Origin of the sequence: Pseudomonas sp. Z1-12, from assembly GCF_051132015.1 — a bacterium.
GTDB lineage: Bacteria > Pseudomonadota > Gammaproteobacteria > Pseudomonadales > Pseudomonadaceae > Aquipseudomonas > Aquipseudomonas zanjanensis.
Map to the genome: position 1 here is coordinate 110,765 of NZ_CP071647.1, position 17,549 is coordinate 128,313.

Genomic DNA, 17,549 nt, shown 5'->3' on the forward strand with positions numbered 1-17,549 from the left:
TGAACGGCATTACCTGTGGGAGCGAGCTTGCTCGCGATGGCGTCGGCCCCGCTTGCATCAGAGCAAAGCGCTACCCCTTGGCCCCAGGCGCCGCCATCTCCTTGGTTTCCAAATGATCCAACGCCCGCTCAACCAGCAACTGAACCCCATCGGCCATTCGACTGATCGCCAGGGCGACGCAGCGGCGTGAGTCATCCACGTCATCAGCCAGGTCGGCGGCGATGGTGCTGATGGAGAGCAGGTCTTCGGAGGCGTTGGCGAGCAGGGTTTCGGTGTCTATGTGGGGCGACACGATGAAAAGTTGGTTTTTGTCGGGTTCGGGCGGTGAGGCGGGCTTGGGCTTGAGGTAGTAGTCGAGGGCGCGGGTGGCGGCGTCATCGAGCTTTTTTTCTTCCTGTGCTTGGACGCGGGATTTGTGGCCGTTTTGTGGTGGATTTGGTGATGGCTTGAACATAGTTGTACTCCGAAGTTTTCAGGAGCCAACACCGCCTCGCTTGCACAGTCGAGAGAGGTGGCAGCTATGCATAGGTGTGCAAGACCGGTCGGAGTACCCGGCAGACCCGAAGGTCTCCCATACACAGCTGCCATAACGATTCGCGAGCATAAAAAAATGCCCGATGAATAGCCATCGACAATTGTGTCCTCCGCCGGACTTGCACGTCCGTGTCACCGTTTTTTGCGATGACGAACCTAGGTTAGCGCTGCAAAACCAGGGTGCCTAGTTCATGCACAGCCCTACGTCTTGAAGGAAATCTCCGAGGATTGGGCGGGGAAAAAGCCCCCCAATCACTCCTGCCGTAGGACGCCGGCTACTTTCTGTAATTTTGGTTATATAAAAATTCTTAAATAGTCTTTTTAAGAATATCTACCTTTATCTACTATTGCCCCACGCCGCAAGCAGTGCCGCCCACTGCCAGGCATTCATTCAAAGGAGCAGCAGCATGAGCGCATCTCTACGTAGCGTTGACGGCCAGGACGAAGCAACCATCTTGCGCGAGATCCAGAGCGCGTTGCGCGATCTGCGTTTTGGGGCAGTGGAAATCACCGTGCATAACGCCCAGGTGGTCCAGATCGAGCGCAAGGAAAAATTCCGCCTGCAACAACCCAGTCATAAGTCGTCTTGAAGAAAGCCAAAAGATCGCAGCCTTCGGCAGCTCCTACGGGGGCTAGGTGTAGGAGCTGCCGAAGGCTGCGATCTCTTTCTAAAAGCCAAACGAATTTCCAGAAGCCATAAGAAAACCAGAATTCCAGGAGCTTTCACCATGTCGTCCATTCGTCGTTATGCCCTGGCCGCGCTGGCCAGTGCTGTTTTTGCAGGTTCCGCCGTCGCCAAGGATTACGAGTTGCTCAACGTGTCCTACGACCCGACGCGCGAGCTGTACCAGGATTACAACGCCGAATTCGTCAATTTCTGGAAGAAGGCGCACCCGGACGACAGCGTGAAGATCCAGCAGTCCCATGGTGGTTCCGGCAAGCAAGGCCGGGCGGTGATCGATGGTCTGCGCGCCGACGTGGTGACCCTGGCCCTGGCCGGTGACATCGATGAAATCGCCAAGCTGGGCAAGTCCCTGCCGGCGGACTGGCAAACACGCCTGCCGGACGCCAGCACGCCCTACACCTCGACCATCGTGTTCCTGGTGCGCAAGGGCAACCCCAAGGGCATCAAGGATTGGGATGACCTGATCAAGAACGACGTGTCGGTCATCACCCCGAACCCGAAGACCTCCGGCGGCGCTCGCTGGAATTTCCTCGCCGCCTGGGCCTATGGCCTGAAGGCCAATGGGGGTGACGAAGCCAAGGCCAAGGAATATGTGCAGGCGCTGTTCAAGCACGTGCCGATCCTCGACACCGGCGCTCGTGGCTCGACCATTACTTTCGTCAACAACGGTCAGGGCGACGTGTTGCTGGCCTGGGAAAACGAAGCCTTCCTGGCGCTGAAAGAAGACGGTGGCGCCGAAAAATTCGACATCGTCGTGCCGTCGCTGTCGATCCTCGCCGAACCGCCGGTGGCAGTGGTGGACAAGAACGCCGAGAAGAAGGGCAATGCCGAGATCGCCGAAGCGTACCTCAAGCACCTCTATAGCCCGGCCGGCCAGGAAATCGCCGCGAAAAACTACTATCGCCCACGTGACAAGGATGTGGCCGCCAAGTACGCCCGGCAATTTCCAAAGGTGGAGCTGGTGACCATCGACAAGGACTTCGGCGGCTGGAAAACTGCCCAGCCGAAATTCTTCAACGATGGCGGCGTGTTCGACCAGATCTATCAGGCGCAGTAAGCTGAAATAGTGCGCAATTCATGTGGGAGCGAGCTTGCTCGCGAAGGCGGTTGCACAGTCAATAACCCTGTTGCCTGATACACCGCTTTCGCGAGCAAGCTCGCTCCCACAGGTTCCGCACCCTGCGAGTTCTCAACCAAGGACCTTTATGTCGCGTCGCATATCCCCCGTCATACCCGGCTTCGGGCTGACGCTGGGCTACACCCTGGTGTACCTCAGCCTGATTGTGCTCATCCCCCTGGCGGCGATGTTCGTGCATGCCGCTCAACTCACCTGGGAACAATTCTGGGCGATCATCTCGGCGCCCCGGGTGCTGGCAGCCTTGAAGCTCAGTTTCGGCACCGCGCTGTACGCCGCGATCATCAACGGCGTGATCGGTACGCTGCTGGCCTGGGTGCTGGTGCGCTACACCTTCCCCGGCCGCAAGATCATCGACGCAATGATCGACCTGCCGTTTGCCCTGCCCACCGCCGTGGCCGGTATCGCGCTGACGGCGTTGTACGCGCCGACCGGCCTGGTCGGCCAATTCGCCACGGACCTGGGTTTCAAGATCGCCTATACCCCGCTGGGCATCACCCTGGCGCTGACCTTCGTGACGCTGCCGTTCGTGGTGCGCACGGTGCAGCCGGTGCTGGCCGATATCCCCCGTGAAGTCGAAGAAGCCGCCGCCTGCCTCGGTGCGAAACCGTGGCAGGTATTCCGCCACATCCTCGTGCCGGCGTTGTTGCCGGCCTGGTTGACCGGCTTCGCCCTGGCTTTTGCCCGTGGCGTGGGCGAGTACGGTTCGGTGATTTTCATCGCCGGCAACATGCCGATGAAAACCGAGATCCTGCCGTTGCTGATCATGGTCAAGCTCGACCAATACGACTACACCGGCGCTACTTCCATCGGCGTGCTGATGCTGGTGGTTTCCTTCGTCCTGTTGCTGCTGATCAACCTGCTGCAGCGGCGCATCGAAACCCCATAAGGAGGCGCGAACCATGTCCCAATCGTCTATTTCCGCAGCCTCCACCAACGCCGCCCGTCGTGGCAGTGCGACGTCGCGGCGTGTCTTGATCGGCCTCGGCTGGCTGATTTTTGCGCTGTTCTTGCTGTTGCCACTGTTCATCGTGGTGTCCCAGGGCTTGAAGCTCGGACTGGGGGCGTTCTTCACCGCGATCTTCGAACCCGACGCGCTGTCGGCGCTGAAGCTCACCGTGATAGCCGTGCTGATCTCGGTGCCGCTGAACCTGGTGTTCGGCGTCAGTGCCGCATGGTGCGTGAGCAAATACTCATTCCGCGGCAAAAGCATGCTGGTGACGCTGATCGACCTGCCGTTCTCGGTGTCGCCAGTGATCGCCGGTCTTGTCTACGTACTGATGTTCGGCGCCCAGGGCTTGTTCGGGCCGTGGCTGTCGGATCACGACATCCAGATCGTGTTCGCGCTGCCGGGCATTGTGCTGGCGACGATCTTCGTCACCGTGCCGTTCGTGGCCCGTGAGCTGATCCCGCTGATGCAGGAACAAGGCACCCAGGAAGAAGAGGCCGCGCGCCTGCTGGGCGCCAATGGCTGGCAGATGTTCTGGCATGTCACCGTGCCGAACATCAAGTGGGGCCTGATCTATGGCGTGGTGCTGTGTACCGCCCGGGCCATGGGTGAGTTCGGCGCGGTGTCGGTGGTGTCCGGACACATTCGCGGAGTGACCAACACCCTGCCGCTGCACGTCGAGATCCTCTACAACGAATACAACCACGTGGCCGCGTTCGCTGTGGCGAGCCTGTTGCTGATCCTGGCGCTCTTCATCCTGCTGCTCAAGCAGTGGAGCGAAAACCGAATCAACCGCCTGCGCGCCAGCGCCGCGGAGGAATAAGTCATGTCGATCGAAGTCCGTAACGTCAGCAAGAATTTCAACGCCTTCCGGGCCCTGGACGACATCAGCCTGGACATCCAGAGCGGCGAGCTGGTAGCGCTGCTCGGGCCATCCGGTTGCGGCAAGACCACCTTGCTGCGGATCATCGCCGGCCTCGAGACCCCGGACCAAGGCAACATTGTGTTCCACGGCGAGGATGTCTCCGGCCACGACGTGCGTGATCGCAACGTCGGTTTCGTGTTCCAGCACTACGCCTTGTTCCGCCACATGACGGTGTTCGACAACGTTGCTTTCGGCCTGCGCATGAAGCCCAAGGGCCAGCGCCCGAACGAAAGCCAGATCGCGACCAAGGTCCATGAACTGCTGAACATGGTGCAATTGGACTGGCTCGCCGACCGCTACCCGGAGCAGTTGTCCGGCGGCCAGCGCCAGCGTATCGCCCTGGCTCGCGCCTTGGCGGTGGAACCCAAGGTGCTGCTGCTGGACGAACCGTTCGGCGCCCTCGACGCCAAGGTCCGCAAGGAACTGCGCCGCTGGCTGGCGCGGTTGCACGAGGACATCAACCTGACTTCGGTGTTCGTGACCCACGACCAGGAAGAAGCCATGGAAGTCGCCGACCGCATCGTGGTGATGAACAAGGGCGTGATCGAGCAGATCGGCTCGCCGGGGGATGTCTACGAAAACCCGGCCAGCGACTTTGTGTACCACTTCCTCGGCGACTCGAACCGCCTGCATTTGGGTGAGGATCGGCATGTGCTGTTCCGCCCGCACGAAGTCTCGCTGTCGCGCTCGGAGCTGGAAGACCACCACGCCGCCGAAGTGCGCGACATCCGTCCGCTCGGCGCCACCACTCGGGTGACCCTGAAGGTGGAAGGCCAGAGCGAACTGATCGAGGCGGAAGTGGTGAAGGACCATGACAGCCTGGTGGGGCTGGCGAAGGGCGAGACGCTGTTCTTCAAGCCGAAGGTCTGGCAGAAAGTCGCCAACCTCTAAGAGCAAAAGAACAAGCAAAAGCATCGCGAGCAGGCTCGCTCCCACAGTAGAACTTTAGTGAACACAATATTGGTGTGCATATGGAGATCCATTGTGGGAACGAGCTTGCTCGCGATGGCGGTGGAGCAGTCGATACATCGGTGACTGGCCGAGCGCAATCGTGAGCAAGCTCGCTCCCACAGAGGTAGCCTAACCGCTACCTGCGTGGCGTAGCTTTCAGGCCGCCGAACGCTGGTTGCGCAACGCCACCGGCCCGGCGCGCTCTTCGATGGCGCGCTTCAGTTCGCCGCGAAGCCCCAGCAGGAAGCCGGCTTCCACCACCACAAACAGCGGCCCGACAATCAGCCCGGTGAGGTCGTCGACGAACGCCGGCTTGCGGCCTTCGTAATAGTGGCCGACGAACTGGATCACCCAGCCCACCACGAACATGCCCAGGCCACTGCCCAGCCACACCCAGGTGCTTTGCGCGGCGAGCACCTGGCCCAGCCAGACGGCGAGACCCAGCAGCACCGTCATCAGCACGCCTAGGCGCAGTTCCAGGCGCAGGTAGAACCAGGCACTGGCCACCGCCACCAGCAGCGCCGGCGACACCAGCACCGCGCCCACTGGCCAGCCGGGCCGTGACAGCAGCACGGCGACGGCGACGAAGATCAGCGGGATGCCGATGAAGTGGCTGGCGATGTTGCGCGGGTCGCGGTGATACGCGGCGTATTGACTGAGATGATCGACGAGGCTTTTCATTGTTGTTCCTCCTGAGGTGATGCCTGCATGATGCCCGGGTATCACCAGGCGTTCTGTCAGTTAGCCGACACTTGTCCCGGAGTTTCCATGAATTCCCATCCCTGGCACTCACACCTGATGGCGGGCCACTGGTACAGCCATCTGCCTGCTGAGTTACAGAATAGTCTGCTGGGCATGGCGCGGGTGCGCCATCTGGCGCCGGGCCATCGGCTGTTCCAGCGCGGCGATCCACCCTGCGGGCTGTATGCCGTGCTGGAAGGCGCGGTGCGCGTCGGTGCGGTGAACGAACAGGGCAAGGAGGCGTTGCTGAGCGTGGTGGAAGCGCCTCACTGGTTCGGTGAAATCTGCCTGTTCGATGGCCAGCCACGGACCCATGATGCGGTCGTGGTGGGTCAAGGCGTGCTGCTGCACGTGCCCCAGGCGCCGTTGTTGGCTTTCCTGCAGGAGCAACCGATTCACTGGCGCCATCTCGCCTTGTTGATGAGCCACAAACTGCGCCTGACCTTCATCAACCTCGAACACCTGAGCCTGATGCCCGCCCCGGCCCGCCTGGCCCACCGCCTGCTGATGATCGCCGAAGGCTACGGCGAAACCGAACCGGCCCGGCGGGTCCTGCAACTGCCCCAGGAACAACTGGCGCTGATGCTCTCGCTGTCACGCCAGACCACCAACCAGATCCTCAAGGACCTGCAGGCCCAGGGCATTCTTCACCTGGGCTACGGCGAGATCGAAATCGTCGACATTGAACGGTTGCGAGCCCTGACCACAATCTAAAAGCCGACGCGGCACCCGTGGCGAGGGAGCTTGCTCCCGCTAGCCTGCGCAGCAGGCCCCAGCAACCTACAGGCGGATCGCATAGGGCGGTTTTGCGGCTGCTGCGCAGCCGAGCGGGAGCAAGCTCCCTCGCCACAGGGCTTGGGTTGTCTGGGCGAAGGTCATCCCGAGCAAGCACGCATGTTTATGCGCTACACTTCATGAAATTTGAATTAAATACAGTGCATACCATTATATTTTATCAACTTGCACTGTATATGATGCGGAATGACGATGAAAAACCTAGGCGATTTGATAAGGCGACTTCGAAAAGAACACCACCTCTCCCAGCAGGCATTGGCCGCCCAGTACGGCATGAGCCGTGCCACGATTTCCGGCATCGAAAACAACACGATTGCGGAAGTCGGTATCCGCAAGGTCGAAGCGATCCTCAATGGTTTTGGCTACGAGCTGGCAGCTGTCGCTCGCCCTGCGAAACGTCCCACGCTCGACTCACTGAGAAAGGATGCTTTCCATGGCTGACGAGCAAGGCCTGGACAGGTTGCAAGTCACCGTCAGTGAAACGGCGGTTGGCATTCTTGGGCGGGGTCAGCAACGCAGTAAATCTGTGTTCGCCTATTCCACGGGGGCGCAAGAGGAACAGTCGGTTTCGCTGACGATGCCGGTGCGTCTTGAAAGCTACGCCTGGGAACCCGGCGTACCACCCATTTTTGAGATGAACCTGCCGGAAGGTGCCTTGCATGATGAGTTGGTTCGTCGCTTCAGCAAAGCGGTACGAGGCTTTGACGACTTCGCCATGCTTGCCATCGTGGGGCCTCATCAATTGGGTCGAGTGGGCATTGGTTGTTTGGGGATTTCGGCCGGGCCGCCTGAAACCAGTCTGGCTGATTTGCTTGTACACGACGGGGCCGAGGGGTTGTTCGACGATCTGCTGCACACCTATGGGCAGTATTCGGGTGTGTCCGGCGTACAACCCAAGGTGCTCATACGCGATAGCGCATCGACAGTCGATCGCTTGACCCACCGGGGTGCCACACACCTGATCAAGGCTTTTCGCGCGGACGAATTTCCCGAGCTGGCTGCCAACGAGTTTTTCTGCATGCGTGCCGCGTTGCATGCAGGGCTTGAGGTGCCGGAGTTCGAGCTCAGTGAGCGCGGTAAATTCCTGATCGTGAAGCGTTTTGATTTGTCACGCACTGGCGAATACTTGGGTTTTGAGGACTTCTGTGTGCTCAACGGCTCGCCTTCTAAAACCAAGTACGACGGTTCGTATGAAGGCGCGGCCCGGCAGATCAAGGCGTACGTTTCACCTCATAAGCTCAATCAGGCGCTGGAGTCTCTGTTTAAAATCGTGGCGCTTTCGGCGGGCTTGAAAAATGGTGATGCGCACTTGAAGAATTTCGGGGTGCTTTATGACCACTGTGGCGCTGACGCATCGATCAGGCTCGCACCCGCCTATGACCTGGTCAGTACTGCGGTTTACATTCGTAATGACAACATGGCGCTCCTGCTGGGCGGCTCCAAAGCCTGGCCGAAATATAAAATGCTGATGGGGTTTGGTCGCTCAGCCTGCAATTTGACCGAGAAGCGCTGCAAGGAACTGTTGGAGCAGGTGGTTCATGGAATGGGTGTCGCCTTGGTCGAAATGCGTCGCTACATGAATGGCCATCAACCGTTCCGAGCGACAGGGGAAGCAATGGTCGACGCTTGGACATCGGGCCTTGCACGCAGTCTTAAACCCAGCGCCGACTGATGCACCCGGCATCCGTGGCGAGGGAGCTTGCTCCCGCTGGCCTGCGCAGCAGGCCCCAGCAATCTACAGGCGGATCGCATAGGCCGGTTTTGCGACTGCTGCGCAGCCGAGCGGGAGCAAGCTCCCTCGCCACGGGCTTGGGTTGTCTGGGCGAAAGTCATCGCGAGCAAGCTCGCTCCCACAGGGGTTAGGTGTTGTCGCAGCTATTGCGGTCACACCGCTTCCAATGTGGGAGCGAGCTTGCTCGCGATAGGGCCAGCCCAGGCACCGCGAATCCCTAACGCAACCCATCCCGGAACTGCCCCGGCGTCATGCCGGTCCAGCGTTTGAAGGCGCGGCTGAAGCTGCTGGCGTCGGCAAAGCCCAGCAGGTAACTGACTTCGCTCAGCGAGCATTGCGGATCGCGCAGGTGCAGCAATGCGAGGTTTTCCCGGCATTCGTTGAGCAGTGCGTCGAAGCGGCAGCCTTCGTCGGCCAGGTGCCGTTGCAGGCTGCGCAGGCTCAGGTGCATGGCCTGGGCGATGCGTTCGGCGCTGGGCTCGCCTTCGGGCAGTTGCGCCTCGATGGCCGCGCGAACCTTGCGCTCCCAAGTCAGTGGCTGGAGCTGGGCGAGGGTGCGTTCGAGCACGGTTTCGTTGTGTTCGGCCAGTTCCGGGTTGGCGTCGTCCAGGTGGCTGTCGAAGTCGCTGAGGTTGAATTCCAGGCAATCCTGGGCGGCGCCAAAATGCACCGGCGAGCGGAACACCTTGTGCCACGGGCTGGGGTCCGTCGGTTCCGGACGCCGCAGGTACACCGCCAGCGGTGCGTAGTCGCGGCCGAGGCGGTTGCGGCAGGTGCGCACGTAAATCGCCGCGAACGCATCGATGGCTTCAAACGCCGGCGCCGGCCGCCCCGGGGGCACATCGAGGCTGAAGCGGTAGCGGTCTTCGCCACGGCTCAATTGCAGGGCCAGGGCATCGCTGACCACGGGGTGATAACGCACGATCCGCTCGAACACTTCCCGCAGGCTGCCACTGGCCACCAGGGCATAACCCAATGCGTGGAAGGTGGTGGGGCTGACGAAGCGCGACACCCGCAGGCCGATGGCCGGGTCGCCGCTGGCCTGCACCGCCAATGCCCACAGGCGCGTGGTGGCCGAGAGCGGGTAGCGGGCGTTCGGGTCGTCCATCCATTGCGGGTCGAGGCCGGCCTCGACGCACAAGGCATGGCTGTCCAGGCCCAGCGCATCGAGCTGTTTGCGCAGGGCGCGGGTCCAGCTGGCGAGGGAAGTCGGTTCCGTCATGGCGATTGGCGCTTGCGGTCAACAGGTTGGCGTTTACGGCTACCACCCCGTGGGACAACGCCCGGCAGGATGAGCACATCTCTAACAGAGGATGTAAGCCATGCACGGCACTTGCGCAAGCCCCGAGCGATTGAATGCACAACAACGAGCGGCCCATATTCGCCAGGTGGTCCTGGCCCGGGGTGAGGAATTACGTCAGCGCTATCCGATCTTGCGTCATCAGGATGCGCTGGGTGCGGGCATCCTGGCGTTCGCCCTGGCGGGGATGATCGGTTCGGCGCTGCTCTACCTCAACGGTGATCTGGCTGGCTGGTCGTGCCTGTTGCTCAACGCGTTTTTCGCGTCCCTGACCCATGAGTTGGAACACGACCTGATCCACAGCATGTATTTTCGCAAGCAGCGCCTGCCCCACAACTTGATGATGGGCCTGGTGTGGCTGGCGCGGCCGAGCACCATCAACCCGTGGATCCGCCGCCACCTGCACCTCAACCATCACAAGGTGTCCGGCAGCGAGGCTGACATGGAAGAGCGGGCCATTACCAACGGCGAACCCTGGGGGCTGGCGCGGTTGCTGATGGTCGGCGACAACGTGATGTCGGCCTTCATCCGCCTGCTGCGGGCCAAGACCTGGGCGCACAAGCGCAGCATCCTCATGCGCACGCTGAAAGTTTATTTTCCGCTGGCGCTGCTGCACTGGGGCGCTTGGTATGTGTTCCTCGGTTTCCACGGGGTCAACGGCGTCGCCAGCCTGATGGGCGCTTCAATTGACTGGTCGGCAAGCACGCTGGCAACGATGCAGGTGATCGACATCGCGGCGGTGGTGATCATCGGGCCGAACGTATTGCGCACCTTTTGCCTGCATTTCATCAGCTCGAACATGCATTACTACGGCGACATCGAGCCGGGCAATGTCATCCAGCAAACCCAGGTACTCAACCCGTGGTGGTTGTGGCCGTTGCAGGCGTTCTGCTTCAACTTCGGCAGCAGCCATGGCATTCATCATTTCGTGGTGAGGGAGCCGTTCTACATTCGCCAACTGACGGTGCCGGTGGCCCATAAGGTGATGCGCGAGATGGGCGTGCGGTTCAATGACTTTGGTACGTTCGGGCGGGCGAATCGGTTTGTGCGGGAGGAGGGTGTGGTGCGGGAGGAAGGGGATATGGCCCAGGCCTAAGGGCAGGGGCAAGCCTTTGTGGCGAGGGAGCTTGCTCCCGCTGGGCTGCGCAGCAGCCCCAAAATACAAGGGCCGCTACGCGACCCAGCGGGAGCAAGCTCCCTCGCCACAATGGTATGCGTCAAGACCGGGTACAGGTCAGAACTGGTAACTCACCGTCGCCGCCACATTGCGCTCTTCGCCCATGTAGCAATAACTCAGGCTGGCGCACGAAGCGACGTAGGTTTCGTTCGTCAGGTTGTTCGCGTTCAGGCGCACATCCACGCCTTTCAAGCCGACCTTGCCCAGGTCATACCCCACCGAGGCATCGAACAGCGTGTAGGACGGCACCTTCATGGTGTTCTCCGCATCGGCCCAGCTGTAGCCGACATAGCGCACGCCGCCGCCCAGGCGCAGGCCATCGAGTGCGCCGCTGTCGAATTTGTAGTCAGCCCAGAGCGAGGCCATGTGGCGCGGAGCCTGGGTCGGTGAGTTGCCTTTGTTTTCGATGATGTTGGTGGGCGTGCTGAGGGTACTGACCATCGATTTCGAGTATTCGATGTCGGTGAAGGTGTAGCTGCCCAGTACTTTGAACTGCTCGGTCAACTGCAGGTGCGCTTCCAATTCCAGGCCTTGGGAGCGTACGGCACCGACGGCGCGGTAGAAGTTTTCCTGGGGCAGTTTGGTCGCGAGGTTTTCCTGGTCGATGCGGAACAGCGAAGCGGTGTAGAGATCATCGGTACCGGGTGGTTGGTACTTCAGGCCCAGTTCCCATTGCTTGCCATCGGTGGGCGCCAGTGGATTGCCGGCGCTGTCGGCATAGGAGTTCGGGTTGAACGACTCGGAATAGCTGATGTACGGCGCCAGGCCGTTGTCGAACAGGTACAGCGCACCGACACGGCCAGTGAGCTTGGTGCGTTTGTCGTTGATCTCAGTGCCTGCCGGGCGACCGAGCTCGGCGATGCGGTTCTCATCCGAGGTTTGGACCCAGTCCTGGCGCAGGCCCAGGGAGAAGCGCCATTTATCCATTTCGATCAGGTCTTGCAGGTACACGCCGGTCTGCTCCAGGCGCCGCAGGTAGCTGGTGGGGCTGTAGTAGGTGATGGCCGAGTTACCGTAGACCGGGTCGAAGGCATTGATCGGCGCGAGGCTGCCGCTGGTCCAGTCGACCACGGTTTTGCGCCGCTGGTAGTCGGCGCCCATCAGCACGGTGTGCTTGGTCGCGCCGGTAAAGAATTCGGCCTGCAGCATGTTGTCGACGATGAAGGCGTGGAGCTTTTCTTCGGCGCCCGTGTAGTAGCGGTTCAGCTCGTTGCTGGTGGGGGTGGTCCAGTCGTAGGCATAGACCTGATCGTTGGTGACGTCTGAGTCCAGGTAACGGAAGTTCTGCCGGGCGGTGAAGACGTCGTTGAAACGGTGCTCGAACTGGTAGCCGAACGACTGCTGGTCGCGTTCGTAACCGTCGACGCCCGGCTCGCCTTCGAAGAAGTTTTCGGAGATTCGCCGGCCGTTGCGCTGATGCAAGGTGCCGGCGGCCGGCATGCCGCCGTGGTAGCCGCCGTCGGGGTCATGCTGCAGGTAGGCCTGGAGCGTCAGCGAGGTGTCTTCGCTGAAGTCGATGTTCACCGTGGGCGCGAGGGCGAAGCGCTTTTCCTTGTTGTGGTCGAACTGGGTATCGGACGTGTCCGCCAGGCCGACCAGGCGATAGGTGATGCGTTTGTCGTCATCCACCGGGCCGCTGAAATCGAAGCCCATGCCCCGTTGGCCCTGGGTGCCGACCGTGGCCTGGATCTGGTGATAGGCCTCGTACAGGGGCTTTTTACTGGTCAGCGCCACCAGGCCGCCGGGCGAACTGCGGCCATAGAGCACCGACGACGGCCCCTTGAGGATATCGACTCGCTCGAGGAAATACGGATCGACCTGGATGGAGCTGTAGGTGCCGCTGTCGCCCATGGACTTGAGGCCGTCGAGGTAGATGTTATCCACCGAGCCGTCGTTGAAGCCGCGCATCGCCACGTAGTCGTAGCGGTGGGTGGCGCCGTAGGGGTTGGTCAGCACGCCGGGGGTGTAGCGCATGGCCTGGGACACGGTTTGCGCGCCCTGGTCGTCCATTTGCTCGCGGGTCACCACGGAGACGCTCTGGGAAGTTTCCCGCAGGGCGGTACTGGTCTTGGTGGCGACCTGGCTGTGGGTGGCGTTGTAGCCTTCCATGCTGCCCAGCGCATTACCCAGGGCGAAGCCCTTGATGTCGGTGCTCGGCAGTTCCAGTGTGCTGCCAGCGGTCTCGGTTTGCAGCACGTAGCTGCTGCCATCCTGGCTGACGGCAACCAGTCCCGAGCCAATGAGCAACTGGTTCAGGGCCTGGTCGGGAGAGTATTCGCCCTTGAGCCCCGGTGACTGGACGCCGCCGGTTTGCGCCGGGGTGCTGGCCAGGGTGATCCCGGCTTGGCGGGCGAACTGGTTCAGTACATCGCTCAGCGGGCCGGGGGCAATGTTGTAGCTCTGGCGGCTGGCTGTCACGCCGTCTTGTGCGGCCACCGCGAGCATCGGCACCACGCTGACCCCCAGCGCCGTGGAGAACAGCGCGGCATGAATGGCCTGGCGCAACAGGCCCGGTTGCGAAGAGAAGCCGAAGGGGTTCTTGAGAAGTACGCGCTCAGTCATTGTAGGTTCCGTTGGAGTCGCTGAAGGCCGATAAGGGTTGCTTACTGTCCTAGCCGGACGCCGGCCTGAAACCCGCCAAAAAAATTCAGGCCAGGCGTTCCACCGTGATCCACCAACGGGTTCGATAGCGGATCTGCACCGGGAGCGTGCGTGGCAGGACGGCGAGCAATTTGTCGGTGTCCTCCAAGCGGAAAACGCCTGACAAGCGAAGGTCGGCAATCGATGCTGCGCAGTTCAGATAGCCTGGGCGGTAGCGGCCTACTTCATTGAGAAAATCTGCCAGGCGCATGTTGCGCGTGACGATCAACCCGTCGGCCCAGGCCCCTGCGTCCATGTCCAGCGGTGGCGCCAGGGTCGCTGTCGCTGCGGTGATCAAGTAGCTTTGCCCGGCTTCCACCTGGATGGGCGAGCCATCGCTGTTGGGGTGCGAACGGATAACCACTCGTCCGCTGGTGACACTTAGCCGTGTGCAGTCGCTGTCCTGGCGCACGACGAAACGCCCCTCCAGCCCTTCGAACAGCCCATGGCGGCTTTTCACCAGCAGTGGACGCCCGGGGTCGCGTCCACAGGTGACCATGATTTCGCCGCGGGCCAGGGTGATCAGGCGCTGCTGGGCGGTGAAATCCAGGTCGGCGGCGCTGTGGGTATTGAGTTCCAGCCGCGTGCCATCTGGCAATTGGAACCCTCGGCGCTCACCGGTGGCAGTGGCGAAATCGGCATTCCACGACTGCCAGCCCAGGTCCTTGCCCAGCCACGCCGCACCGCCCATCAGGGCTACGCCCGACAGCAGCTTCAGGGCTTGGCGACGACTGAGGCGCTGGGCGCTGTTTTCCAAGGTGTCCAGGGCGATGTGGGCACCGGGCACGGCCCTCAGGTTTGAGGTTATTTCGCTGTGCAGCGATTGCACCCGTTGCCAGGCCAGTTCGTGTTCAGGATGGGCGGCACGCCAGGTGTCGCACTGTTGGCGCAGGCTGGGGTGAGTGGCATGGTTGCGCAGGCGCAGCAGCCAGTTGATCGCCTGCCTGACGACCTGTTGCGACGGGCCGTTGCGGCGGCTCTGCAAGTGATCCGCCGGCTCAGTTTTCATAGCGCAACACGTAGCAGTGGTACAGCGCATCGGCGACGTAGCGCTCCACCGAGCGCAACGAAATGCCCATCTGTTCGGCAATCTGCTTGTACGTCAGGCCTTCGCATTGGGCCAACAGAAAGGCCTTGCGGACTTTCGGCTTGAGGCCTTCGAGCATCTTGGCAATGGCTTCGAGCAATTCCAGGATCAAGGCCTGGGCTTCGGCGCCGGGGGTTTCGGCTTCCGGCAGGTGCGCTATGGTTTGGAGGTAGGCGCGTTCGATTTCTTCCCGCCGCCAATGGTCGATCACCAGGCCTTGGGCGATGGTGCGTAAAAAGGCGCGTGGGGCCCGAAGCTCCGGGCGTTCGCTACGCTGCAACAGGCGCACGAAGGTGTCCTGGGCCAGGTCGGCCGCATCGGCGGCATTGCCCAAGCGGGTGCGCAGCCATGTGTTGAGCCAGCCGTGATGCTGGCTGTAGAGCGCCTGTACTGCAAACTCGGGAGATGACATGGACGCGACGGCCTGGATGTTACGAATGATAACGTGTCGCATTGTCATCAGCCGTCGGCGAATTTGCAACCACCGTTCGACCCGGCGAGCCTCCTGTCGCCTATTTGTACAAATGCCTAATTATTTGTACAAGCTTGCCGACAGAGTGGATATGCGTGCACCAAAGTGGAGCAAGTGACGAGACTGCCCGCGCTGTTACATGGAACGTTGCAACCTGGAATGCACCCCCACTCCTTGCATAAGAAGCCCCATCGATGAATCTAAAGTTCAGCCACAAAATCCTTCTTGCCGCCTCTGGTGTGGTGGTTCTGGCTTTTGCCCTGTTCACGCTCTACAACGATTATTTGCAGCGCAACACCATCGGCAGCAGCCTGGAGTCGTCCATCGAGCAGTCCGGCGACCTGACGGCCAGCAGCATCCAGAACTGGATGAGTGGGCGGATCCTGGTATTGGAAAACCTGGCGCAAAACATCGCGCATCAGGGCACTGCTGCCGATCTGCCGGGGCTGGTGGATCAGCCGGCGCTGACGTCGAACTTCCAATTCACTTATGTGGGCCAGGCCAACGGTGTCTTCACCCAACGCCCGGACGCCAAAATGCCTGACGGCTACGACCCGCGTCAGCGCCCTTGGTACAAACAGGCAGTGAGCGCCGATAAAACCATGTTGACCCCGCCTTACCTGGCGGCGGTGGGTGGCCTGGTGGTGACCGTGGCCCTGCCGGTGAAGCACAACGGCGAATTGCTTGGCGTGGTGGGCGGCGACCTGAGCCTGGAAACCCTGGTGAAAATCATCAACTCCGTGGACTTCGGTGGCATTGGCCATGCGTTCCTGGTCAGTGGCGACGGTCAGGTGATTGTCAGCCCCGACAAGGACCACGTGATGAAAAACCTCAAGGACATCTACCCAGGTACGCCGGTGCGCATTGGCAAGGGTATCCAGGAGGTCGAGCTGAACGGCCAGAACCGTATCCTTTCGTTCACCCCGGTGACCGGCCTGCCGAACGCCGAGTGGTACATCGGCCTGTCGATCGATGAGGCCAAGGCCTACGCACCGTTGAGCCAGTTCCGTACGTCGGCGCTGATCGCGATGTTTGTCGCAGTGGCGGCGATTGCCTTGCTGCTGAGCCTGTTGATCCAGGTGCTGATGCGCCCGTTGACCACCATGGGTCGCGCCATGCAGGACATCGCCCAGGGCGAAGGCGACTTGACCCGACGCCTGGTGGTGCAGGGCAAGGATGAGTTCGCGGTGTTGGGTGGTTCGTTCAACCAGTTCGTGGAGCGGATTCACGCGTCGATCGCGGAAGTGTCTTCCGCCACCCGCCAGGTGCATGACCTGTCGCAGCGAGTGATGACCTCGTCCAACGCTTCGCTCGTCGGCTCGGATGAGCAGAGCGCCCGCACCAACAGTGTGGCGGCGGCCATCAACCAGTTGGGCGCCGCCACCCAGGAAATCGCCCGCAATGCCGCCGATGCTTCGCAACAGGCCAGCGGTGCCAGCGAACAGGCCGATGACGGTCGCCAGGTGGTGGAAAAAACCATCCAGGCCATGACCGAGCTGTCGCAGAAGATCAGCCTCTCGTGCACCCAGATCGAAACCCTGAACGCCAGCACCGACAACATCGGGCACATCCTGGATGTGATCAAGGGCATCTCCCAGCAAACCAACCTGCTGGCGCTGAACGCGGCCATCGAAGCGGCTCGTGCCGGTGAAGCCGGACGCGGGTTTGCGGTGGTGGCCGATGAAGTGCGCAACCTGGCGCACCGCACCCAGGAGTCGGCGGAGGAAATCCACAAGATGATCACCTCGCTTCAGGTCGGTTCCCGTGAAGCGGTGACCACGATGAACGCCAGCCAGACCTCCAGCGAAGAAAGCGTGGAAGTGGCCAACCAGGCTGGCCTGCGACTGGTCAGCGTGACGCAGCGCATCGGCGAGATCGACGGCATGAACCAGTCGGTAGCCGCTGCGACCGAAGAGCAGACCGCCGTGGTTGAAACCCTCAACATGGACGTCAGCCACATCAACCTGCTGAACCAGCAAAGCGTGGCCAACCTCAATGAAACCCTGAAGGACTGCGATGCCTTGTCCCAACAGGCCAATCGCCTGAAGCAACTGGTGGACAGCTTCAAGATCTGACCTCAGTCGCAAGCCGACCCAATCCCCTGTGGCGAGGAGCTTGCTCCCTTGCCATGGGTACGGGTTGCCTGGGCTGATGCCATCGCGAGCAAGCTCGCTCCCACAGGGGATTTGCGGTGAGCCTGGATCTTGCGTCCATCCCAGAATCAAAACTGTGGGAGCGAGCTTGCTCGCGATGGCGGCCATCCAGTCGACATCATCGGCACAGCCCCACCGCTTTCGCGAGCAAGCTCGCTCCCACAGGGGATTTGCGGTGAGCCTGGATCTTGCGTTCACCCCAGAACCAAACTGTGGGAGCGAGCTTGCTCGCGATGGCGGCTATCCAGTCGACATCACCGGCACAGACCCACC

The 17,549-nt window shown here is 61.3% G+C and carries 16 protein-coding genes; 10 read left to right on the forward strand and 6 right to left on the reverse strand.

Annotation, left to right across the window (positions count from 1 at the left end):
- Positions 1–70: 70 nt before the first annotated feature.
- Entirely contained in the window at positions 71–454 is a 384-nt protein-coding gene (locus tag J3P85_RS00535) for a DUF6124 family protein (RefSeq protein WP_434704529.1), read from the reverse strand.
- Positions 455–941: 487 nt separating this feature from the next.
- Between J3P85_RS00535 and oscA the strand changes: the two genes are divergently transcribed.
- The 5 genes from oscA to J3P85_RS00560 all read left to right on the forward strand — a co-directional run bounded on the left by oscA (position 942) and on the right by J3P85_RS00560 (position 5,119).
- Positions 942–1,124 (forward strand): sulfur starvation response protein OscA, encoded by a 183-nt coding sequence (oscA, locus tag J3P85_RS00540; RefSeq protein ID WP_018613250.1) that lies wholly within the window; start codon positions 942–944, stop codon positions 1,122–1,124.
- A gap of 138 nt (positions 1,125–1,262) precedes the next feature.
- On the forward strand, positions 1,263–2,276 hold the full coding sequence (locus tag J3P85_RS00545) for a sulfate ABC transporter substrate-binding protein (protein ID WP_434704530.1): 1,014 nt from the start codon (positions 1,263–1,265) through the stop codon (positions 2,274–2,276).
- Positions 2,277–2,424: 148 nt separating this feature from the next.
- Positions 2,425–3,243 carry a sulfate ABC transporter permease subunit CysT gene (cysT, locus tag J3P85_RS00550; RefSeq protein WP_013692011.1) on the forward strand — a complete coding sequence of 273 codons (819 nt, stop codon included), beginning with the start codon at positions 2,425–2,427 and terminating at the stop codon, positions 3,241–3,243.
- A 13-nt stretch (positions 3,244–3,256) separates the two neighbouring features.
- The gene (gene cysW / locus J3P85_RS00555; protein ID WP_024618577.1) at positions 3,257–4,126 is read left to right on the forward strand and encodes a sulfate ABC transporter permease subunit CysW; all 870 of its coding nucleotides are present in this window, start codon (positions 3,257–3,259) and stop codon (positions 4,124–4,126) included.
- 3 nt (positions 4,127–4,129) lie between these two features.
- Complete coding sequence (locus J3P85_RS00560; protein WP_047700099.1) at positions 4,130–5,119, forward strand: sulfate/molybdate ABC transporter ATP-binding protein; 990 nt, start codon at positions 4,130–4,132, stop codon at positions 5,117–5,119.
- Between the two features lie 216 nt (positions 5,120–5,335).
- Here the strand turns inward: J3P85_RS00560 and J3P85_RS00565 are convergent, their stop codons facing one another.
- On the reverse strand, positions 5,336–5,860 hold the full coding sequence (locus J3P85_RS00565) for a DUF962 domain-containing protein (protein ID WP_434704531.1): 525 nt from the start codon (positions 5,858–5,860) through the stop codon (positions 5,336–5,338).
- An 87-nt stretch (positions 5,861–5,947) separates the two neighbouring features.
- Here J3P85_RS00565 and J3P85_RS00570 point away from each other — a divergent pair, with 87 nt between their 5' ends.
- From J3P85_RS00570 to J3P85_RS00580, 3 genes are all read left to right on the forward strand, one after another.
- Positions 5,948–6,634, forward strand: coding sequence for a Crp/Fnr family transcriptional regulator (locus J3P85_RS00570; RefSeq protein WP_250965368.1), 687 nt, complete (start codon positions 5,948–5,950; stop codon positions 6,632–6,634).
- Positions 6,635–6,907: 273 nt separating this feature from the next.
- Positions 6,908–7,156, forward strand: coding sequence for a helix-turn-helix domain-containing protein (locus J3P85_RS00575; RefSeq protein ID WP_434706302.1), 249 nt, complete (start codon positions 6,908–6,910; stop codon positions 7,154–7,156).
- Positions 7,149–8,387, forward strand: coding sequence for a type II toxin-antitoxin system HipA family toxin (locus J3P85_RS00580; protein ID WP_434704533.1), 1,239 nt, complete (start codon positions 7,149–7,151; stop codon positions 8,385–8,387). The genes J3P85_RS00575 and J3P85_RS00580 overlap by 8 nt, the downstream gene beginning before the upstream one ends.
- Before the next feature lie 277 nt (positions 8,388–8,664).
- On the opposite strand, the gene J3P85_RS00585 is transcribed toward J3P85_RS00580, so the two are convergent.
- The gene (locus J3P85_RS00585; RefSeq protein ID WP_411386140.1) at positions 8,665–9,669 is read right to left on the reverse strand and encodes an AraC family transcriptional regulator; all 1,005 of its coding nucleotides are present in this window, start codon (positions 9,667–9,669) and stop codon (positions 8,665–8,667) included.
- A gap of 100 nt (positions 9,670–9,769) precedes the next feature.
- On the opposite strand from J3P85_RS00585, the gene J3P85_RS00590 reads away from it, so the two are divergent.
- Positions 9,770–10,843 (forward strand): fatty acid desaturase, encoded by a 1,074-nt coding sequence (locus J3P85_RS00590; RefSeq protein ID WP_434704534.1) that lies wholly within the window; start codon positions 9,770–9,772, stop codon positions 10,841–10,843.
- Between the two features lie 138 nt (positions 10,844–10,981).
- Here the strand turns inward: J3P85_RS00590 and J3P85_RS00595 are convergent, their stop codons facing one another.
- The 3 genes from J3P85_RS00595 to J3P85_RS00605 form a co-directional block, all read right to left on the reverse strand.
- Positions 10,982–13,486 (reverse strand): TonB-dependent siderophore receptor, encoded by a 2,505-nt coding sequence (locus tag J3P85_RS00595; protein ID WP_434704535.1) that lies wholly within the window; start codon positions 13,484–13,486, stop codon positions 10,982–10,984.
- A gap of 85 nt (positions 13,487–13,571) precedes the next feature.
- Positions 13,572–14,573, reverse strand: coding sequence for a FecR domain-containing protein (locus J3P85_RS00600; RefSeq protein ID WP_434704536.1), 1,002 nt, complete (start codon positions 14,571–14,573; stop codon positions 13,572–13,574).
- Positions 14,563–15,063, reverse strand: coding sequence for a sigma-70 family RNA polymerase sigma factor (locus tag J3P85_RS00605; protein ID WP_434706303.1), 501 nt, complete (start codon positions 15,061–15,063; stop codon positions 14,563–14,565). Before J3P85_RS00605 ends, J3P85_RS00600 begins: the two co-directional genes overlap by 11 nt.
- Before the next feature lie 254 nt (positions 15,064–15,317).
- Here J3P85_RS00605 and J3P85_RS00610 point away from each other — a divergent pair, with 254 nt between their 5' ends.
- The gene (locus J3P85_RS00610) at positions 15,318–17,198 is read left to right on the forward strand and encodes a methyl-accepting chemotaxis protein (protein WP_186709998.1); all 1,881 of its coding nucleotides are present in this window, start codon (positions 15,318–15,320) and stop codon (positions 17,196–17,198) included.
- The last annotated feature ends 351 nt before the right edge of the window (positions 17,199–17,549 follow it).